20 protein-coding genes are annotated in these 19659 nt (G+C 61.4%); 7 read left to right on the top strand and 13 right to left on the bottom strand.

What is annotated here, in order from left to right:
• Positions 1-73: 73 nt before the first annotated feature.
• The gene (upp, locus tag R1T40_RS07470; RefSeq protein WP_106164827.1) at positions 74-706 is read left to right on the top strand and encodes a uracil phosphoribosyltransferase; all 633 of its coding nucleotides are present in this window, start codon (positions 74-76) and stop codon (positions 704-706) included.
• Positions 707-889: 183 nt separating this feature from the next.
• On the top strand, positions 890-2128 hold the full coding sequence (locus R1T40_RS07465; RefSeq protein ID WP_317386455.1) for an SPOR domain-containing protein: 1239 nt from the start codon (positions 890-892) through the stop codon (positions 2126-2128).
• Between the two features lie 130 nt (positions 2129-2258).
• Here the strand turns inward: R1T40_RS07465 and R1T40_RS07460 are convergent, their stop codons facing one another.
• Together R1T40_RS07460 and R1T40_RS07455 are read right to left on the bottom strand one after the other, a co-directional pair.
• Complete coding sequence (locus tag R1T40_RS07460; RefSeq protein ID WP_317386454.1) at positions 2259-3269, bottom strand: hypothetical protein; 1011 nt, start codon at positions 3267-3269, stop codon at positions 2259-2261.
• A 114-nt stretch (positions 3270-3383) separates the two neighbouring features.
• Entirely contained in the window at positions 3384-5012 is a 1629-nt protein-coding gene (locus R1T40_RS07455) for an AMP-binding protein (RefSeq protein ID WP_317386453.1), read from the bottom strand.
• Positions 5013-5176: 164 nt separating this feature from the next.
• Between R1T40_RS07455 and R1T40_RS07450 the strand changes: the two genes are divergently transcribed.
• Positions 5177-5842: a sulfotransferase family 2 domain-containing protein gene (locus R1T40_RS07450; RefSeq protein ID WP_317386452.1), complete on the top strand. Its 666-nt coding sequence runs from the start codon at positions 5177-5179 to the stop codon at positions 5840-5842.
• 127 nt (positions 5843-5969) lie between these two features.
• Positions 5970-6662 carry a Hint domain-containing protein gene (locus tag R1T40_RS07445; RefSeq protein WP_317386451.1) on the top strand — a complete coding sequence of 231 codons (693 nt, stop codon included), beginning with the start codon at positions 5970-5972 and terminating at the stop codon, positions 6660-6662.
• Between the two features lie 63 nt (positions 6663-6725).
• Here the strand turns inward: R1T40_RS07445 and R1T40_RS07440 are convergent, their stop codons facing one another.
• The 11 genes from R1T40_RS07440 to R1T40_RS07390 form a co-directional block, all read right to left on the bottom strand.
• Positions 6726-7271, bottom strand: coding sequence for an AAA family ATPase (locus R1T40_RS07440; protein ID WP_317386450.1), 546 nt, complete (start codon positions 7269-7271; stop codon positions 6726-6728).
• Positions 7272-7460: 189 nt separating this feature from the next.
• Positions 7461-9662, bottom strand: coding sequence for a 3-hydroxyacyl-CoA dehydrogenase NAD-binding domain-containing protein (locus R1T40_RS07435; RefSeq protein WP_317386449.1), 2202 nt, complete (start codon positions 9660-9662; stop codon positions 7461-7463).
• Entirely contained in the window at positions 9659-10144 is a 486-nt protein-coding gene (locus tag R1T40_RS07430; RefSeq protein WP_317386448.1) for a cupin domain-containing protein, read from the bottom strand. Before R1T40_RS07430 ends, R1T40_RS07435 begins: the two co-directional genes overlap by 4 nt.
• Entirely contained in the window at positions 10144-11355 is a 1212-nt protein-coding gene (locus R1T40_RS07425; protein WP_317386447.1) for an acetyl-CoA C-acetyltransferase, read from the bottom strand. Before R1T40_RS07425 ends, R1T40_RS07430 begins: the two co-directional genes overlap by 1 nt.
• Before the next feature lie 10 nt (positions 11356-11365).
• Positions 11366-11998: a glutathione S-transferase family protein gene (locus R1T40_RS07420; protein WP_317386446.1), complete on the bottom strand. Its 633-nt coding sequence runs from the start codon at positions 11996-11998 to the stop codon at positions 11366-11368.
• A gap of 285 nt (positions 11999-12283) precedes the next feature.
• Positions 12284-13447, bottom strand: a complete 1164-nt coding sequence (locus R1T40_RS07415) for an acyl-CoA dehydrogenase family protein (protein WP_317386445.1) — start codon at positions 13445-13447, stop codon at positions 12284-12286.
• 44 nt (positions 13448-13491) lie between these two features.
• On the bottom strand, positions 13492-13704 hold the full coding sequence (locus tag R1T40_RS07410; protein ID WP_317386444.1) for a hypothetical protein: 213 nt from the start codon (positions 13702-13704) through the stop codon (positions 13492-13494).
• A 93-nt stretch (positions 13705-13797) separates the two neighbouring features.
• On the bottom strand, positions 13798-15579 hold the full coding sequence (locus R1T40_RS07405) for an acyl-CoA dehydrogenase C-terminal domain-containing protein (RefSeq protein ID WP_317386443.1): 1782 nt from the start codon (positions 15577-15579) through the stop codon (positions 13798-13800).
• A gap of 65 nt (positions 15580-15644) precedes the next feature.
• A complete protein-coding gene (locus R1T40_RS07400; RefSeq protein WP_106164814.1) occupies positions 15645-16046 on the bottom strand; it encodes a MerR family transcriptional regulator in 402 nt (133 codons plus the stop codon).
• Between the two features lie 355 nt (positions 16047-16401).
• On the bottom strand, positions 16402-16566 hold the full coding sequence (locus R1T40_RS07395) for a hypothetical protein (protein WP_317386442.1): 165 nt from the start codon (positions 16564-16566) through the stop codon (positions 16402-16404).
• Positions 16567-16765: 199 nt separating this feature from the next.
• On the bottom strand, positions 16766-17137 hold the full coding sequence (locus tag R1T40_RS07390) for a MerR family transcriptional regulator (RefSeq protein WP_317386441.1): 372 nt from the start codon (positions 17135-17137) through the stop codon (positions 16766-16768).
• 124 nt (positions 17138-17261) lie between these two features.
• Here R1T40_RS07390 and R1T40_RS07385 point away from each other — a divergent pair, with 124 nt between their 5' ends.
• Genes R1T40_RS07385 through R1T40_RS07375 form a run of 3 tightly spaced genes read left to right on the top strand, consistent with a single transcriptional unit; the run spans position 17262 to position 19543 of the window.
• The gene (locus R1T40_RS07385; RefSeq protein WP_317386440.1) at positions 17262-17684 is read left to right on the top strand and encodes a PaaI family thioesterase; all 423 of its coding nucleotides are present in this window, start codon (positions 17262-17264) and stop codon (positions 17682-17684) included.
• Positions 17681-18199, top strand: coding sequence for a PaaI family thioesterase (locus R1T40_RS07380; protein ID WP_317386439.1), 519 nt, complete (start codon positions 17681-17683; stop codon positions 18197-18199). Before R1T40_RS07385 ends, R1T40_RS07380 begins: the two co-directional genes overlap by 4 nt.
• An 18-nt stretch (positions 18200-18217) precedes the next feature.
• Positions 18218-19543, top strand: a complete 1326-nt coding sequence (locus tag R1T40_RS07375) for an MATE family efflux transporter (protein WP_317386438.1) — start codon at positions 18218-18220, stop codon at positions 19541-19543.
• Positions 19544-19659: the final 116 nt, after the last annotated feature.

Raw genomic sequence — 19659 nt, 5'->3', positions numbered from 1 at the left:
ATGCGCGGCAAAAGCGCTTTTGTTCACAATCGCGCTGTCTTAAGACAGCGAAAAGCAAAATGGAGTGTGCCTGATGAGTGACCACCTGACAGTTGTTGACCACCCGCTGGTGCAGCACAAGCTGACGATCATGCGTGACAAGGCCACGTCCACCTCGGAATTCCGCCAGCTCCTGCGCGAGTTGACCCAGCTCCTGGCCTATGAGGTCACCCGCGAGCTGCCGCTGACCACCACCACCATTGAAACCCCGATGGAGGATATGGAAGCACCGATCCTCGCGGGCAAGAAGCTGGCACTTGTGTCGATCCTGCGCGCAGGCAACGGCATGCTGGACGGTGTGCTTGAGCTGGTGCCGTCGGCGCGTGTCGGCTTTGTCGGCATGTACCGCGACGAAGAGACGATGCAGCCGGTGCAATACTACTTCAAGGTGCCGCAGCAGATCTCCGACCGGATGGTGATTGCAGTGGATCCGATGCTGGCGACCGGCAACTCCTCGGTGGCGGCGATCGACCTGCTGAAGGAGGCAGGTGCCAACAATATCCGTTTCCTGTGCCTGCTGGCCTCGCCCGAAGGGGTGGCGCGCATGAAAGAAGCGCATCCGGATGTCAAAATCATCACAGCATCGCTGGATCGTGGCTTGAATGAAAAGGGCTATATCATGCCCGGTCTCGGGGACGCTGGCGACCGCATGTTCGGCACCAAGTAAACCTGCATATCGCCCGACAGCAGTGCTGTCACTTCATGCAAAGCGCCGTTCCGCCCCTCCTGTCGGGCTGAGCGGCGACAATCTGGCGACGATTGGCCGAAACACCCGATATTGTTGCGGGCATTACCTTTACTCACACCGGAAACTCAGTCATCTTGGGCCCATATGTTGTGGGGTGGGGCCATGAAAATCACTATAGTTACGGCAGTGTCCATCATCTTGGCAGGTGGGTTTACAGGCGGTGTCGAAGCGCAAATTTCGTCACGCACCGCCGAGCCTGCGGAGTTCCCCCCGGCAAGCTATCAGGGGCGGCAATATGTCGACAGCCGGGGCTGTATCTTCATTCGCGCCGGAGTCGACGGCAATATTGCCTGGATCCCGCGGGTAAACCGGGCACGTCAGCAGCTCTGCGGGGCGGAGCCGACCAAGGTCGCGGGCACGTCGAGCCAGAAGCCCGCAGGGCCGCAACCGGACCTCATCACGCTTGCACCCGAAGCGGAGAGCCGCGCGGCCGCGCCGGTCCGCACGGCCACCCCGACATCGGCCAGCAATCCCCCGGTTGCCGCTGTCAAACCCCAACGCACACCCGAGATGACCTCAGCCGGTCAGGCAGAGGCCACTCTTGCTCCAGCACGTCCTGTACGACGCGCGCCGCAGCCGGTCGCTGCCGCTCCGGCCCCGGTTGCGCCGACAACGGTACCGGTTGCCACTTCGCGCGTGCGCACTTCTGACAACCCCTTGGCTCAGATCACGCCCAATACCCGCATTCTGCCCGTGCATGTTTACCTGGAGCGGCGCAAGAGCGAGGACCTGCAGGTGCCCGAGGGCTATCGCGTAGCCTGGGAAGATGATCGCCTGAATATTCATCGTGCGGAACAGACCATCCGACCAACGGTCTTGAGTGATCGTGCGGTTGTCCCTGAAGGCTACGCACCTGCGGACCGGGCCGACAATCGCATGAACCGCCTGCGTGGCGTGCGCACGCCGCAAGGTGATGCACAGATGGCGCAGGTCTGGAGCGACAGCCTGCCGCGCCGCCCGGTCGAAAGGGCGCTGAACAAGACCCCATTCGTGCTGTGGGATGCGAAGGCGAAATACGGGATCGTGCCGCCGCGTCGCGGTGGGGCTGTGGTGACGCGGTTGTCCACGCGCTCCGCGCCTGACGCGGTGCTGCCGGACACATCTTCGGTCCAAGCGGCGCCACGGTACGTTCGCGCCGCGACGCTGGCGGATCCGGCACAGGCCCGCGCGGTGGCGCGTGATCTTGCGGCGGCAACTGGACTGCAGATGCGGCTGGGCTCTGTGACGCGCAATGGGCAGACGCTCAAGGTGGTGCTGGCTGGCCCATTCACTGCCGGCGCCGAACAAGCGCTGCAGCGCATCCGGGCCGCCGGGTTCAGCGGTGCACGGCTCAGCAAGTAGCTGTTTGGTCGTGTGACGGTGAGATGAAGAACCGAGAGTGAAATGAGGGGCCGGGCAATTGCCCGGTCTTTTCAATTTACCCGGTCTCTTTTGTTCGCGTAGGTGCAGAGGGCCTGCTTAGTCCGCTGGATCAGCCGCAGATATTCTGCAGCTGCACCCAGTCGCGATCATTCAGAACCGGCGCCAGTTCACGTCCCGCCATCGGGTCTGCCTCGATCAGGCTGACGGTGCTTTCGCCGGTGACATCACGGGCATAGGCATAGGGCGTGGAGGGGATCGCGGCGCGGGCAAATTCGGCCAGCAGGGCTTCGGTCTCCACATCTGGGCGTGGTGAGGACAGCATGGTTTCGGAATAGCGATCCAGCGTATCGCGCCTGATTTCGCCGGTGGTCAGCAGGCGGAAGGTGGCGCCGATGCCGCCAATATCAAGAATATCTGCCATTGGATCGCGTTCATCGGCGCGCACATGTTCAACCAGAACTGCGCCTGCTGCGACAGCAGGATCCTCGTAGTCCTCGAAATAGGATCGGTGCATCAACACGATTCCCCCCGGCAGGGTCAGGCTCTCCGCAATGCCGGAACGCAGCACGGCAACCCGGCGTACACCGGTGCGTTCCGCGAGTTTCTTCAGGATCGGATCGGCTTCGGGGGTGGAGCAGGCCTGGCCGGAGACCCGTTCGATCCGCCCCAAAAGTGCCTGACCAATTGCCTTTCGGTGGACCTCGGACACTGCGGCCAGCGTCTGTGTCCGCATGGTCTGAGGCAGGCCAAAAGCCAAGAGGGCCAACGCACAGGCCACCACGCCGATGCCACCAAAGACGCGCAGCCGACCGGGGCGAGGGCGGGCGCGGCTGATTGCGTTTTGCACGGTTTCGATGGCCTCGCGCATGGTGCTTTCATCCTCGGCCAACTCAAGCGTTTCGCCGGGATCGCCATCGGGATGATAGAGTGCTGGGAATTCACCGGGATTGGCCCGTTCCACCGCAGCCAAAGACCAATGCGCCAGCGGGCGGTCCCGCATGTCGGTGATGGTGAGCGTGGCGTTCCCGAGCGAGACGATTACATCACGTCGCTGGTCTTCTGGCGACGGGCGCCAGATTCCGACCGCCTCAAGCCGCTGAAATTCACGGAGTACCGTCATGAACCGGGTATGCCTGCTCCTGTTGTTCTATGGTTGTTTTAGCATGCAAGGGATGTCGGCAGCAAACCGCTTTGCCACCGAAACCCCCGGCTTGTGGATCTTTTTTCCCTGATGTCAGAAGGTCTTGAAGCGCTTGCGCAGTTCGAACTTCTGGATTTTGCCGGTGGAGGTCTTGGGCAGCTCTTCGAAAATCACCGCCTTGGGGGCCTTGAACCCCGCAAGCGTGCGTCGCGCAAAGTCGATCAATCCGGCCTCATCCACCGTCGCGCCCTCCTTCAATTCCACAAAGGCGCAGGGAACCTCGCCCCATTTCTCGTCCGGCTTGGCGACCACGGCGGCCAGGTTCACATCCGGATGCGCCATCAAGACGCCCTCGATCTCGACCGATGAGATATTCTCGCCCCCAGAGATGATGATGTCCTTGGCGCGGTCGGCGATCTGAATATAGCCATCGGGATGTTGGACCGCGATGTCGCCCGAGTGGAAATACCCCCCGGCAAAGGCCTCTGCGGTGGCCTCTGGGTTCTTCAGATATCCTTTCATGACCGAGTTGCCGCGCATCACGATTTCACCCTGCGCTGTTCCGTCCTTGGCAACCTGTGCAAGGGTGTCGTCCAGAACCGTCACCTCCTCCATCATCGGAAAGGCAACACCCTGTCGTGCCTTGACGGCGGCGCGCCCTGTGGTGTCGAGCATATTCCACTCCGCGCCTTTCCACAGGCATTCGGTGACATGACCATAGGTCTCGGTCAGCCCGTAGACCTGCGTGACGTGAAAGCCGAGCGCCTCTATTTTAGTCAGGGTGGCCGGGGCTGGGGGCGCGCCTGCGGTGAAGACCTCCACCGTATGATCAAAGGCGCGCCGGTCCTGTGGCTTGGCATTGACGAGCATGTTCAGAACAATGGGCGCGCCACCAAAATGGCTGACACCCTCATCGGCGATGGCGTCATAGATCGCAGCCGCCGTGATATTGCGGCAGCAGACCACCGTGCCGCCCAGCACCGGCATCATCCAGGTGTGATTCCAACCGTTGCAGTGAAACAGCGGCACGATGGTCAGATAGACGGGCCGCATCTGCAGCCGCCATGAGATCACCGTGCCCATGGTCATCAGATAGGCGCCGCGGTGGTGACAGACGACGCCTTTGGGCCGCCCGGTGGTGCCGGAGGTGTAATTGAGGGCAAGGCTCTCCCATTCGTCTTCGGGCATGATCCAGTCGAACGCAGGCGGGGCCTCTGCCAGCAGATCTTCATAGGTCACATGGCGTCCGCTGGCGCTGATCCGCGCTTCGGCATCGGGCACCTCGATCAGGATCGGGCCGTCTCCCTCCATCTGCGCCTTGGCTGCCTCTGCGAGCGCCAGAACCTCGCTGTCGACCAGAGCCACCTTTGCGCCACCGTGGTCAAAGATATAGGCGACCGTGTCCACATCGAGCCGGATGTTTATGGTGTTCAGAACCGCGCCGCAGGCAGGCACGCCGAAATGCGCCTCTGCTTGCGCCGGGATGTTGGGCAGCAATGTCGCGACCACATCGCCCGGCTTCACCCCCATGCCAGCCAACGCTGCGGCCAGTCGGGTGCATCTGTCGTAATACGCGCTGTAGCTATGTCGAACCCCACCATAGATCACAGCCGTGTCCTGCGCAAAAACATGCGCCGCGCGCTGCAGGTGCGACAAGGGCGTCAGTGGCACATAGTTTGCCGCCGTCCGCTCCAGACCCGTTTCATCCGCCAGCCAACCCATGTGTCCTCCTCCTCTGTCGTGCCGGAGTTCTTCCCCTTGAGGCGGAATATTGCGCTGGAGATCCCGAAATTGAAAGAGATCGAATGCTTCGAGGAGGAAAATCTCGATCAAGAGCGCCGACCCCTCGTGTTTCCTCAGCAGGCCGAATGAGTTAGCCTCTGCGCATGATCCTTTCGCGCGGCCGCAGCTACGTCTTTATCCATATTCCCAAGACCGGTGGCACCGCATTGGCGCTGGCGCTGGAGGATCGCGCTATGGCCGGGGATGAGATGCTGGGTGACACGCCCAAAGCGATAAAGCGTCGGCGCCGCCTACAGGGAAGCACCACGCGAGGGCGGTTGTGGAAGCATTCCACCCTGTCCGACATCGAAGGATTGGCCAGCGCTGAAGAGTTGCGACAGATGTTTGCCTTCACGCTGGTACGCAATCCGTGGGACCGGATGGTGAGCTTGTATCACTGGTTACAAGCGCAGAGCTTTGACAACCCGATGGTGCCGCTGGCCAGGACGCGCGCGTTTTCGGACTTTGTGACTGATCCCTTGGTGATGCGCGCACTGTCCGCCCAGCCCGCGCCTGCGTATATGCGCCAATCTGATGGGCGGGAGCATTGCAGCCTCTATATACGTCTCGAACATTTCGCGTCTGACGCGCAGCCATTGTTCGACCATTTGGGATTCGCGCTCGATTTGCCCGTTATCAATGAGTCGCACCGAGACCGCGACTGGCGTGTTTACTATGATTCACCGGCCGTTTCTGCCGTAAGGACGTGCTGCGCTACCGAAATCGAACGATTTGAATACTCTTTTAACGATTACACCCTATCCCTTTGAGTGAGAGCGGCTCCCTAAGAGACCGCGCCCAGGCCCGACCGGTTTGCTATAACGAATTCACGGAACGGCGATTGGAGCTTCGAGCCCCAGAGGACCGAAGCAACTTAGAAGTCGAAAGGACAGGAACATGCTGGATTGGTTTGCAAAACGGAATGCCTCCCCGATGGCAGAAGCGTTCACCACTGAATATCCGATGGTGGCGACCGGGCATGCAGGTTTTCTGGCCGGTACCATGGTTGCCACGGCAGCGGGTTGGCGCCCGGTTGACGCGCTCAGCTCCGGTGACGAAGTCCTGACCTTTGACCACGGCATGCGCCCGATCAAATCCATTGAACGCCGCACGCTGGTTCTGGGCGACACCGCCTCCGCTCAGGAAATGGCGCCGGTCTACATCCCGCGTGACGCACTGGGCAACCGCAACCCCCTTTGGGTCAAGCCGGAGCAGGGCGTTGTGATTGAACATGACTTGCTCGAAGATGCGCTTGGTGATCCGTTTGCAGTTGTTCCGGCTTGCGCTCTCGAAGGATATCGCGGCATCACCCGCGCCCCGCAGCAGGTGACCATGGAAACCGTGGTGCTGAGCTTTGATGAGGACGAGGTGGTCTACATCGAAGCGGGTGTACTGGCCTTCTGCCCGGCACAGCATGACCTGATGCACTACTGCGTGACGAAACAGGCCGATGAGCTCTACAGCATTCTCTCCGCGACCGAGGCACGTGAACTGGTCATCGACATGATCACCGAGGACAGCTTCTGGACCCCCGGCGCAATGGCCGGAAACGGCGGCACCGGAGAGCCGCAATACGCCGCTTTCGCCTGATCTCCACACTCTCTCACAGACGCCCTCCAGAAAGAATGACCTGCTTCTTCCCCCCGGAGCAGGTCATTCTGCGTTTGAAAGGTGCGACAGGACAAAGCTGACGCGCTGCGCAACACTGTCAAAGGGCAGGGGGATCAATTCATATCCAAGCGCGCGGTAGACGTCTTCCATGGCGCATAGTGTCGCCCGTGCTTCGTCCCTGCCTTGTGTACGCTCTTCATCCTGTTCGAAGATCTCGTCCCAGAACGGGGCGACGAACACCCTTCTGTTGTATCGGAACCGTTGGGCTGCCTGCGCCATATGCGTCGGCACGGGCAGATCACAGAGGCGCAGGTAGCCAAGACTGTCGGGAATGCCACGATCCATCATCACAGGGCCCGGCATGGCGCTTGCCTCGTGGTAGGAGCGCAGATCCCACGACAGCATCATTTCGGCAAAGAGGCTGCGATCCTCCCAAGGCAGGGCCTGCCCGCCGATCAAGCTTTGATCGCGTATGATGGCGCGTCCGGCTTCCGGCATACATGTGACCCCGCGCTGTGCCAGTGCTTCGAGCAATGTCGTTTTGCCTGATCCGGGACCGCCGGTCACGGCAAACAGTTGGTCGGACATGACCTACCTCTTGAATTCTGATCGGGGGGAAACACCGCTACCACGGCAGGTGCTAGACCAGACTAGCACAACATCGTGGCCCTGTCCTTCAGCTTCTCTCAAATATCTCGGAGCGCGAGGCAGCGCCTCGCATTAAAAAAGGCCGCCCCGAAGGGGCGACCTTGTGGTGGTGCCTCGATGGATACCGCCTCAGGCAGCCTCGTCCTCGGCGGGGGCAAAGCGGCCATAGAAGGTCTGGCCCTTCTCGGCCATCTCCCGCAAGAGCGGCGGGCAGGCAAAACGGTCGCCGTAAGCCTCTGCCAGCTGGTCGCAGCGTTCGGCCGCATAGGGCGTGCCGATGATATCGAGCCAGGAGAGCGGACCGCCGGACCAAGGCGCAAAGCCCCAGGCGAGGATCGCGCCAACGTCGCCTTCGCGGATGTCCATCAGCACGTTCTCTTCCAGAGCACGCACCGCTTCCAGAACCTGCGCGAACATCAGCCGTTCCTGCACCTCGATCAGATCTGGCTGCTCCGACGCCTGCGGGTACTTGTCCGCAAGGCCGGTCCAGTATTCCACCCGCTTGCCCTTCTCATCATAGTCGAAGAAGCCCGCGTTGGCCTTGCGGCCCAGTCGGCCCTGCTCCTCCATCCAGAAGATCAGATCATCCGCGGGGCTTTCGGGATAGGCATCGCCCATCGCCGCCTTGGTCGCCCGTGCGATCTTGGCACCGAGATCGACCGACGTCTCATCGGTCAGCTGCACTGGCCCCACCGGGAAGCCCAGCTGGCGCGCAGCATTGTCGATCAGCACCGGCGACACGCCTTCGGTGATCATCCGCAGACCTTCGTTCAGATAGGGGATGATGCAGCGGTTGCAGTAGAAGAACCGCGCGTCATTGACCACGATCGGCGTCTTGCGGATCTGGCGCACATAGTCCAGCGCCTTGGCCACCGCGCGGTCGCCGGTCTTCTCGCCCTTGATGATCTCCACCAGGAACATCTTCTCGACGGGAGAGAAGAAGTGGATGCCGATGAACTGCTCAGGCCGGACCGAGGCTTCTGCCAGGCTGGTGATCGGCAGGGTGGAGGTGTTGGAGGCAAAGATGCAGTCATCGGGGATGATCGCCTCGACCTTCTTGGTCATCTCGGCCTTCACGCTTGGGTCCTCGAACACCGCTTCGATGATCAGGTCACAGCCCTTGAGGTGCTCCAGATCCGGCGTCGCGGTGATCTGCCCCAGCAGAGCCTCTTTCTTCTCCGCCGTCGCCTTGCCGCGCTTGATGCCCTGATCCATGTAGTTGGCGGCATAGGCCTTGCCCTTGTCGGCAGCCTCCTGGTCGCGGTCGATCAAAACGACGTCCATGCCGGCCTGCGCCGAGACCAGCGCGATGCCGGCCCCCATCATGCCCGCGCCCAGAACGCCGATCTTCTTCACGGTCTGATCATCGATGCCCTTGGGCCGCACCGCGCCTTTTTCCAGCGCCTGCTTGTTGATGAACAGGGATCGGATCATCGCCGAGGAGGATGGGTTCATCAGAACATGGGTGAACCAGCGCGCCTCGATGCGCAGGGCGGTGTCGAAATCGACCAGAGCGCCCTCATAGACCGCCGACAACAGCGCCTTGGCCGCCGGGAAGGCGCCTTGGGTCTTGCCATGTACCATCGCGGAGGCGCCGACATAGTTCATGAAACCGGCCGGGTGATAGGGCGCGCCGCCGGGCATCTTGTAACCCTTGGCGTCCCAGGGTTTGACGATGTCCGCGGGCTTGGCGTTCAGCACCCATTGCCGCGCGGCCTCCAGCGGATGGGCGGCAACCTCATCCACAAGGCTGGCAGATTTCGCCTTCTTGGGGTCCAGCATCTTGCCTTCCAGCAGCACCGGTGCGGCGTTCACAGCACCAACCATCTTTGAATAGCGGATGGTTCCGCCGCCGCCGGGGAAGATACCAAGCAGGATTTCCGGCAGGCCGATCTTGGCTTTCGGATTGTCGGTCATGCTGCGGTAGTGGCAGGCCAATGCGATCTCGGTGCCGATGCCCGCACAAGTGCCATTGATGGCGCAGGCAATCGGCTTGCCGCCCTTGTTGGTCTTGGCCTCCATCCCGGCGCGTTCCAGTTTGCGCAGGATGCGGTGGCCGTTCATGGTGAAGTCGAACAGGCCTTGGGCAGCGTTCTCACCGGATTCTTCGCGGATAGAGGCCAGCACGTTCAGATCCATGCCGCCGGCAAAGTCTTTCTTGCCCGAGGTGATCACCACGCCCTTGACCGCGTCATCCGCCAGCGCGCGGTCGATGAACTCCTCTACCAGACCAAAGGCCTCGCGGGTGAGGACGTTCATGGACTTGTCCACCGCGTCCCAGGTGATGATGGCGATGCCATCGGCGTCTACGTCATATGTGAAATCGCTCATGTGTCGTCTCCGATCTGGTCAGCCGTCAGCGGGCTGCCGTCTTTACGGGTGAAGGTGAAGGCGCCGTTTGCAACCTTCACCATCATGTCGAGGTCGCTGTAGAAGGCCGTCTCGCTCTCGGTGCGGGTGCCGATGACAAGAAAGGAGGCCAGCGCATCGCTCTTGTTGATAAGGTGGTGGCCGTTTGCATCGCCTTTCGGGAAGGCGGCGCAATCGCCAGGGTTCATTTCATGTTCGCCCGCGTCATCCACCAGCACCAGCGCACCGGCGGTGACCATCACGAACTCGTCCTGCTCCATGTGGTAGTGGCGCAGGGAGGACAGCGCGCCGGGTTCCAGATGCACGAGGTTGACGCCAAACTGGCTGATCCCTGCGGCATCGCCCAGACGCTGTGACGTGCGCCCCTCCACGCTCTCGGCCAACTTGCCGGGATAGGTGGAGCCGCCCGTCGTGGCGATCTGTGACAGGTCGAGCTTGGGCATCAGACGCGCTCGATGATGGTGGCGGCCCCCATGCCGGAGGCGATGCAGAGCGTCGCGAGACCGCATTCCTTGTCTTGGCGTTCCAGCTCGTCCAGGAGCGTGCCGATGATGATCGCACCGGTGGCGCCGAGCGGGTGACCCATGGCGATGGAGCCGCCGTTGGGGTTCACAAGCCCCGGGTCCACGTCAAAGGCCTGCATGAAGCGCAGCACCACCGAGGCAAAGGCCTCGTTGACCTCAAACAGATCCAGATCGGAGATCTTCATACCGGTCTCGGCGAGGATCTTTTCGGTCACCGGCACCGGGCCGGTCAGCATGATGGTGGGATCTGTGCCGATCTTGGCGGTGGCCCGGATGCGCGCGCGCGGCTTCAGCCCATGGCGTTCGCCGAATTCCTTGTTGCCGATCAACACGGCAGCCGCGCCGTCCACGATGCCGGAGGAGTTGCCGGCGTGGTGAATGTGGTTGATCTTCTCCAGATGCGGGTATTTGAGTTTTGCCACCGCATCAAACCCGGGCATCACTTCGCCCATCATCTGGAAGGATGCGTTGAGCGCGCCAAGCGCCTGCATGTCGGTGCCGGGACGCATGTATTCATCGTGATCGAGGATCGGCAAGCCGTTCTGGTCCCGTACGGTGATGATGGACTTGGCAAAACGGTTGTCGTCCCATGCGGCCTTGGCGCGGCGTTGGGATTCCACCGCAAAGGCATCCGCCTGATCGCGGCTGAAGCCATACTCAGTGGCGATGATGTCCGCCGAGATCCCCTGCGGTACGAAATAGCTGTCCATGGCAAGCGTCGGGTCCACGGCGATCGCCGCCCCGTCGGAGCCCATGGCCACACGCCCCATCATCTCCACGCCACCGGCGATATAGGCCTGACCTGCGCCGCCCTTGACCTGGTTCGCGGCCAGGTTCACGGCCTCCATGCCAGACGCGCAGAAGCGGTTGATGGCGAGGCCCGGGATGGACTCGTCAAGGTCCGAGGCCAGCACGGCAGAGCGCGCCAGGCAGCCGCCCTGTTCCATCACCTGGGTGACATTGCCCCAGATCACATCCTCGACCGCATGGCCTTCGAGGCTATTGCGCTCTTTCAGTGCATTGAGGGTGAGGGCGGACAGCCGCACAGAGGTCACCTCGTGCAAAGCGCCGTCCTTGCGGCCCTTGCCGCGCGGGGTGCGGACGGTGTCGTAGATGTAAGCTTCGGTCATATTGGTCTCCTCAAGCTCGATCCGACGGGTTGCCGGGCATCAGATCATAGGGGTGTTTCCAGCCAGGCAGCGCAGAGATGCGCGATAGCCAGGCGTCAATATTGGGGTGCTCTTCGCGGTCAAAGCCGAAGGGCTCCGGATAGTAGAGATAACTGCAGCAGGTGAGGTCGGCGTTGGTCACTGCGTCCCCCACGATCCAGTCGCGGCTTTCCAGATGTTTCTCCAAAACCGCATAGGTGGCTTTTAAGCGTCCTTGCAGGAAGGCGATCACCTCGGCGGGGCGCTTCTCCTGGGGGAGAAAATTCATCAAAAATCGGCAAAGCCCTGCATTGGAGGACAGCTTGTGATTGTCCCACAGCTGCCACCGCAGGATCTCGCGCTTCTGCTCCGGGGTGTTGCCGCCAAATTTTCCGTATGTGTCCGAAAGATACTGCTGGATCACGCCGGATTGGCTGAGCGTCACTTCGCCGTCCACAAGCACAGGGCATTCGCCCATCTCATTGATGTCACTGCGGAACTCTGCGCCGCGGGTCGTGCCGCTGAAGAAGTCCACAAACACCGGCTCCCAGTCGAGCCCTGCCAGTTCAAGCGCGAGAGCGGCCTTGTAGGAATGGCCGGATTCGCCAAAACAATGGAGTTTCATGTCAGACCGCCCCTCCCAGTGGCGATGTCGCGGCGGGGGTTTCACACCCCCGCACCCCCGTGAGGTATTTGGAAAAAGGTGAAGACCTTTGAGGGCCTGTTAACCAAGAAGGCAGCAATATGGCGATGCGGTACAGGCTGAGGAGCCGATGACTGCAAAAGGTGAAGGCGCGCTTGCCCATTAGGCGGAGAGCCCGGGGGCGGGCGCGCCCCATGACTTCATCTTTTCTCAAATACCTCCGCCGGAGGCTCCCGTCAGATCCGTCAAGGCAAAGCGTCAAATCTGTCACATCGACCTCGCAATCAGCTCTTTCATGATCTCATTGGTGCCGCCATAGATCCGTTGCACACGTGCATCCGCCCACATCTCGGCCACGGCGTATTCCTGCATGAATCCGTATCCTCCGTGCAGTTGCACACATTCGTCGAGCACTTCTCCTTGGGTATCGGTAATCCAGTATTTCGCCATTGCGGCTTTCTCGACGCTCAACTCTCCACGTAGGTGTTCCACCATGCATTCATCAAGGAAGGCGCGGGCAACCTTACTCTTGGTCAAGCATTCGGCGAGCTTGAAGCGGGTGTTCTGGAATTGGGTCAGCGGGCCGCCAAAGGCCTCGCGTTCCTTGCAATAGGCGATGGTGCGCTCGACCGCGCCCTGCATCGCACCAACCGCCCCGCAGGCAATGATCAGCCGCTCCTGTGGCAGCTGCTGCATCATCTGGTAAAAGCCCTGGCCCTCACTGCCGCCCAGGATGTTCTCTGGCGGGATGGCGATGTCGTCAAAGAACAGCTCCGAGGTATCGGCGGCATGAAGTCCCACCTTGTCCAGATTGCGACCACGGGTAAAGCCCTCGGCACCATCCGTTTCCAAGGCCACAAGGGAGACCCCCTTGGACCCCAGCGCGGGGTCGGTCTTGGAGGCGACGAGGATCAGGTTGGCGTGCTGGCCGTTGGTGATGAAGGTTTTCTGCCCCGACAGCCGGTAGACATTGCCATCGCGCACGGCCCTGGTCTTGATCGCCTGCACGTCGGACCCGGTGGAGGGTTCTGTCATCGCCAGCGCACCCACCAGCTCGCCCGAAATCATTTTGGGCAGCCAACGCTGTTTTTGCTCTTCGGTGCCATAGGACAGGATATAATGCGCCACGATGCCGGAGTGGATGCCATGGCCCCAGCTGGCCAGATTGGCGCGGCTCGCCTCTATCAGGATCGCGGCCTCATGTCCGAAATCACCGCCGACGCCGCCGTATTCTTCCGGGATGGAGGGGCAGAGCAGGCCCAGCTCACCGGCCTCGGCCCAGGTGGTCCGATCCATTTCGCCCTGTTTGCGCCAGCGCTCGAACTTCGGTGCCCATTCGTTGGTGATGAAGCTCTGTGTCATGTCGGCAAGCATCTTGTGCTCGTCGCTCATCCATGCGGATGAGGTCCGGAAATCCAGCTCTGCGCTCATCTCTCTCCCCTTTGACGCCCTGGTTCAGGATTCGGGTCCTGGCGTCAGCGTTTTCGATCCTCCAGCTCGGCGTTGAACAGCCGCATGCGGTGGGTCAGATTATCCTCATTGATCACGCTGTCGAAATTCTCGAACAGAAAGGACAGCGCCTCTCCCTCGTCCAGTCCGGCCTCATGGGCAAAGCGCTTGAGCCTGCGAAATCCGTCCTCGGTCATGGCGACGGGAAAGCGGCGGGTCAGGCGAAAACGTTTGGGCATATTCGGATCCTCTCTTTTCCAAATGCGCCCCGGCTGCAGAAGGGACCGGATGCGCCCTGAAGGGCACATCCGCTGTCATGTCGCAGATCGCGATCAGAACTGCGCGGCGTCGAGCGCCATCACCGTGTCGGCGCCGGTCTCGATGCGGGCAAGGTGCAGTTTGGTCGCGGGCAGCTGACGTGCCATGTAGTAGCGGCCGGTGGCGAGCTTTGTCTCGTAGAACGCCGCGTCAGAGGCCCCGGCGTCAAGCGCCGATTTGGCCGCCTTGCCCATCATCGCCCACATCAAGCCGAGGCAGACGTGGCCGAACATGTGCATGAAGTCGTTGGAACCTGCGAGCGCGTGGTTGGGATTCTTCATGCCGTTTTGCATGAAATACATTCCCGCCGCCTGCAAATCCTTCGATGCCGCTTTCAGGGGTTCGATGAAGTCCTTTGCGTAATCTTCGGAAAGTTCGGCGTTTTCCTTGCAGAACCCTTTGACGAGATCAAAGAAAGCCATCACATGCTTGCCGCCGTCTTGCGCCAGCTTGCGACCCACCAGATCCAGCGCCTGCACGCCGTTTGCGCCCTCATAGATCATCGCGATGCGGGCGTCGCGGGTGTATTGCGACATGCCCCATTCCTCGATGTAGCCATGGCCGCCATAGACCTGCTGCGCCTTCACGGTCATGTCGTAACCTTGGTCGGTCAGGAACCCCTTGATGACCGGAGTCATCAGCGAGATCAGGCCGTCGGCATCCTTGTCCTCGCCGCGGTGGGCCTTGTCGATCAGCGTGGCGCCCCACAGCAGGAATGCGCGTGCGCCTTCGGCAAAGCTTTTCTGATCCATCAGGCTGCGGCGGATGTCCGGGTGCACGATCAGCGGATCGGCGGGGCCGTCGGGATTTTTTGCACCGGTCACATCACGGCCCTGCAGGCGGTCCTTGGCGTAGTCCACCGCGTTTTGATAGGCGGCCTCGGCCTGCGCCACACCCTGCATGCCGACGCCCAGACGGGCCTCGTTCATCATGGTGAACATGGCGCGCATGCCCTTATGCATGTCACCGAGCAGCCAGCCTTTGGCGCCGTCGTAGTTCATGACGCAGGTGGAGTTGCCGTGGATGCCCATCTTCTCTTCGATGTTGCCGACCGAGACACCGTTGCGTTCGCCAACGGAGCCGTCCTCTTTCACCAGGAATTTCGGCACGATGAACAGCGAAACGCCCTTGATGCCCTCGGGGCCGCCCGGGATCTTGGCCAGCACCAGATGGATCACGTTGTCGGACATGTCGTGGTCGCCGGCGGAGATGAAGATCTTCTGGCCGGAGATCGCGTAGGAGCCATCGTCCTGCGGCTCTGCCTTGGTACGCATCAGCCCGAGGTCGGTGCCGCAATGGGGCTCCGTCAGGTTCATGGTGCCGGTCCATTCGCAGGAGACCATTTTGGGCAGATATTTGTCCTTCTGCTCATCGGTGCCATGCACCAAGATCGCCGAGGCCGCGCCATGGGTCAGGCCCTGATACATGGTGAAGGCCTGGTTGGCCGCGGAGAAGAACTCACCCACGGCGGTGCCCATTACATAGGGCATGTTCTGACCACCGTATTGCTCCGGCATGTCGAGACCGGGCCAGCCGCCTTCCTTTACTTGCTCGAAGGCGGCCTTAAAGCCGGTCGGGGTGTAGACCACACCGTTTTCCAGTCGGCAGCCTTCGGTGTCGCCCACCACGTTCAGCGGGTGCAGCACGTCACGGGCGATCTTGCCTGCTTCTTCCAGCACGGCGCCGGTGAAGTCGCGTTCCAGTTCGTCGTAGCCGGGGATGCCCGACTCCTTGATGTTCAGCACGTCATGCAGGACAAATTGTGTGTCCTTGGTGGGGGCGGTATAGCTCGGCATCGCGGTCCTCGTTGGTTGGAGTGGTGCGGTTTGCGGATTCAATCAGGCGGGCAGGGCGGTGAGGGCTACTCGGCCGCCTTGGCGTTTGTTTTCATCGAGGCGATGACTTTCTCGCCCCATTTCAGCTGATCCTTCAGGTCATCAATTGCCTCGGTCAGCTCGTCGCGCTGGCGTTCCATGTCGGCCAGACGGTCCTGGGCAATGTCATAGGTGCGGCTCAGCTGCGTCAGTTGCTGGTCACCCATGTGATAGAGGTCCAGAAGTTGGCGGATTTCTTCGAGGCTAAAGCCAAATCGCTTGCCACGCAGGATGAGTTTCAGCCGCGCCCGGTCGCGTTTGGTGAACAAGCGTTTTTGCCCGTCCCGGACCGGGAACAGCAATTCCTTGGCTTCGTAAAATCGCAACGTGCGCGGAGTCACTCCGAACTCGTCACACATATCGCGAATGGATTTGGTGTCTTCAGTCATGGGGGCGTCACTCAGATGTTGCTTTACGTTGGCGTCGTCTGCGTAAACCTTGGCGGCTCTTGTCGAGAGTTACAACATGAACTTGACGTTTACGTAACTTCGACGCCGCGTCACTTCAAAGGGTGACGTGGTGGCAGGGCGGTTTGACGTGACGTCGTGAACCGAAAGGGCAGGAAATTGCTGGAGCTCCCCGGCGCAACGACCGGAAAACAAGCGTAAAATAAGGGGTTTTCTGTGCAGGTCAGGGCTTTGTAGTGCCCGTTGGCGTGACGGGTCTCTCTGCACTGGAAATTCTGGTGTGACTGTCAGCGAAGTCGAAAGAGCGGGTCCACACGGCCTCTCACTCTGTTGTAAATCACTGGTTGGTTCGGGCCTTTGTCAGCGACGAACCGTCTTCGAAACGCTCCAATCTTTCGCGGGCGACGCGGATGAATGCCTCCACGATGCCGAGATCAATGTCGTTGCCAAAGGAGTTGAGTTCTGAGTGCATTGGGGCCATCGCAGCGAGATATGTCCGCAAATACATCTCCGTATTCGTCGATCAGCTCTACTGACAAACAATTGCCTTGGACGTTTCCGGCGACTTGCCAGCGAAAGTCCTTCATAGATGTTTCATGGCTGAAAGGTCCAAGCGTGCATCACGACTAGGGAGCGACCGCAGTTGAGATACTGGCACCGATCCAAAACCCAGGCCGGGTCTTGCGCCTCACAAGAGCAAATCAGCCATCCAGCAGGTTCAGGGTCACCTTGCGCAGGTCGGTCAGCTCTTCCATCGCCTCGTCGATCTGCTGGCGCTGATGTTCCAGCTCCTTCAGTTGGTGGTCGGCCATTTCGATGAAGGCACGGTTCTGGGCCGCGTCGCCTTCCTTGTCATAGATCAGGAGCCACTGGCGGATCTCTTCCAGCTGGAAGCCGAACTTGCGCCCGCGCAGGATCAGCTTCATCCGCGCCACATCGCGGGGCCCATAGAAGCGGGACCGCCCCTGCCGCTCTGGTTGCAGCAGTTCGATGTATTCGTAATAGCGCAGGGTGCGCGGAGTCACTTCGAACTCGGCGCACATCTCCTTGAATGACAGTTTTGTTTCGGTCATCCACGTCCTCCCTTGTGGGGCAACCTAAGGAAGTGAACCGAGCGGTGCAACTGGGAGTTTTGCAAGCCTTGCGCTTTGGAGAGCGGGACCTGATAAATGAGGCAACAGCGACAAGGAGCTCCCCATGGCAGACAAGACGCAACTGGCGCGCCAGTTCATCGAGGCGATCCCGCATTCGCGTGCGCTGGGAATGGAGCTGACAGAGATCGGCGAGGGGCGCGCGGTGATCGTGATGCCCTATGACAAGAAGCTGATCGGGGATCCGGACACCGGTGTGATCCATGGCGGCGCGGTCTCGGCGCTGATGGACACCTGCTGTGGTGCGGCGGTGATGAGCCACCCGAGCGCGCCCTCCAGCACCGCCACCATCGACCTGCGCATCGACTATATGCGCGGCGCAACGCCGGGTCAGACCATCACCACCACCGCCACCTGTCACCACGTGACCCGCAATGTTGCCTTTGTGCGCGCGGTGGCGACGGATGAGCAGAGCGAGACACCCGTGGCCACCGCCTCCGGCGCTTTCACAGTGGAGTTGAAATCATGAGCCGCCCGCGTCCTGAACCCGTGCAGGTGATCAAGCAACGCCGTGATGCGGCCCTTGCGGCGCTGGTGGAGTTGGTGCCTTACATCGGCTTTCTTGGCATCACCTTCGAGCGCCGCGGCGATGAGCTGACCTCGACCATGCATTTCCACGACAATCTGATTGGCAACCCGATGCTGCCGGCGATTTACGGCGGGGCCACGGCAGCGTTTCTCGAGGTGACCTCGGTGATCACCCTGCAGTGGTTCCACCTCTGGCCACAGTTCGAAAGCGGTGATCTGGATGTGGAAACGATGGCGGCGGGGCAGATGCCGCGCCTGCCCAAGACCATTGATTTCACGGTGGATTACCTGCGCTCCGGCCTGCCGCGTGATTCCTACGCGCGCGCCACCGTGAACCGCTCCGGACGGCGCTATGCCTCGGTGCATGTGGCGGCTTGGCAGGACCACAAGGACAAGCTGTTTGCCCAGGCGACCGGGCATTTCCTGATGCCGCAGGAGCGCCCCTCCGAGGGCTGATCACGAAGGACCAATTTCATGTCGGAGGCCTCCGGACCGATCACCCACAGCCGGGTGTTGAAAATCGCGCTGCCCATCGTTCTGTCCAATGCAACCGTGCCGATCCTGGGTGCGGTGGATACGGGCGTGGTGGGACAGCTGGGCGAGGCGGCCCCAATCGGCGCCGTTGGCATCGGCGCGGTGATCCTGTCGACCATCTACTGGGTGTTCGGTTTTCTGCGCATGGGCACCACCGGTCTGGCGGCACAGGCGCGCGGCGCCGGAGATGAGGCCGAGACCGGCGCGCTGCTGATGCGGGGGCTGATCCTTGCAGGCGGCGCGGGTCTGTTCTTTATCCTGGCGCAGGTGGCGGTGTTCTGGGGGGCATTCGCGCTGGCGCCCGCCAGTGCCGAGGTGGAGGGCCTGGCGCGGCAATATCTGCAGATCCGCATCTGGGGCGCGCCTGCGACCATCGGGCTATATGCCGTGACGGGCTGGCTGATCGCGATCGAGCGCACGCGTGGGGTCTTCCTGCTGCAGATCTGGATGAACGGGCTCAATATCGCGCTGGACCTGTGGTTCGTGCTGGGGCTCGGCTGGGGCGTCGAAGGGGTCGCCATCGCGACGCTGATCGCCGAGTGGACGGGGCTGGCCTTTGGCCTCTGGCTGTGCAGATCGGCCTTTGCGGGCGACCAGTGGTACGATTGGGCGCGGATTTTCGACCGTGCGCGGCTGAAGCGGATGATGCAGGTCAATGGCGACATCATGGTGCGGTCGGTGCTGCTGACGCTGTCGTTCACAACCTTCCTGTTCCTTGGCGCGGATCTGGGCGATGTGACCTTGGCGTCCAATCAGGTGCTGATCCAGTTTATCGAGATCACCGCCTTTGCATTGGATGGGTTCGCCTTCAGCGCCGAAGCGCTGGTGGGCGGGGCTGTGGGCGCGCGGGATCCTGTGCGCCTGCGCCGGGCAGCGCTTGTGTCGTCCCACTGGGGTGTGTGCTTCGCGGTGGCTCTGGCGCTGGCCTTCTGGTGCGGCGGACCTGCGCTGATCGATCTGATGGCCACGGCGCCGGAGGTGCGTGAAACTGCGCGGAGCTATCTGATCTGGGTGGCACTGGCACCGCTGATCAGCGTGGCAAGCTACATGTTCGACGGCATCTACATCGGTGCCACCTGGACCCGCGACATGCGGATCGCGATGATCCAGGCGGTGGGGATCTATGTGATCGCGCTTGTGGTCTGTGTGCCGGTGCTGGGAAATCACGGACTGTGGCTGGCGCTGATGGTGCTGAACCTCGCCCGCGCGGCGACGCTGGCGGCCCGCTACCCTCGGCTGGAGGCGTCGATTTCGCCTGCGGGATGAATTGCTGAGCTGACGCTTTGCGAGGCGCCTGATAGCAAACGGAGATTTGCTATCGCAAATCACTGGTGAGGTTTTGCGCTTTGCTTTGCAAATCGCCGGGGGCAGGCCGCGCCTTT

Origin of the sequence: Tritonibacter scottomollicae, from assembly GCF_032924845.1 — a bacterium.
GTDB classification, from domain to species: Bacteria; Pseudomonadota; Alphaproteobacteria; order Rhodobacterales; family Rhodobacteraceae; genus Epibacterium; species Epibacterium scottomollicae.
This window is presented reverse-complemented; position numbering and strand designations above follow the sequence as displayed.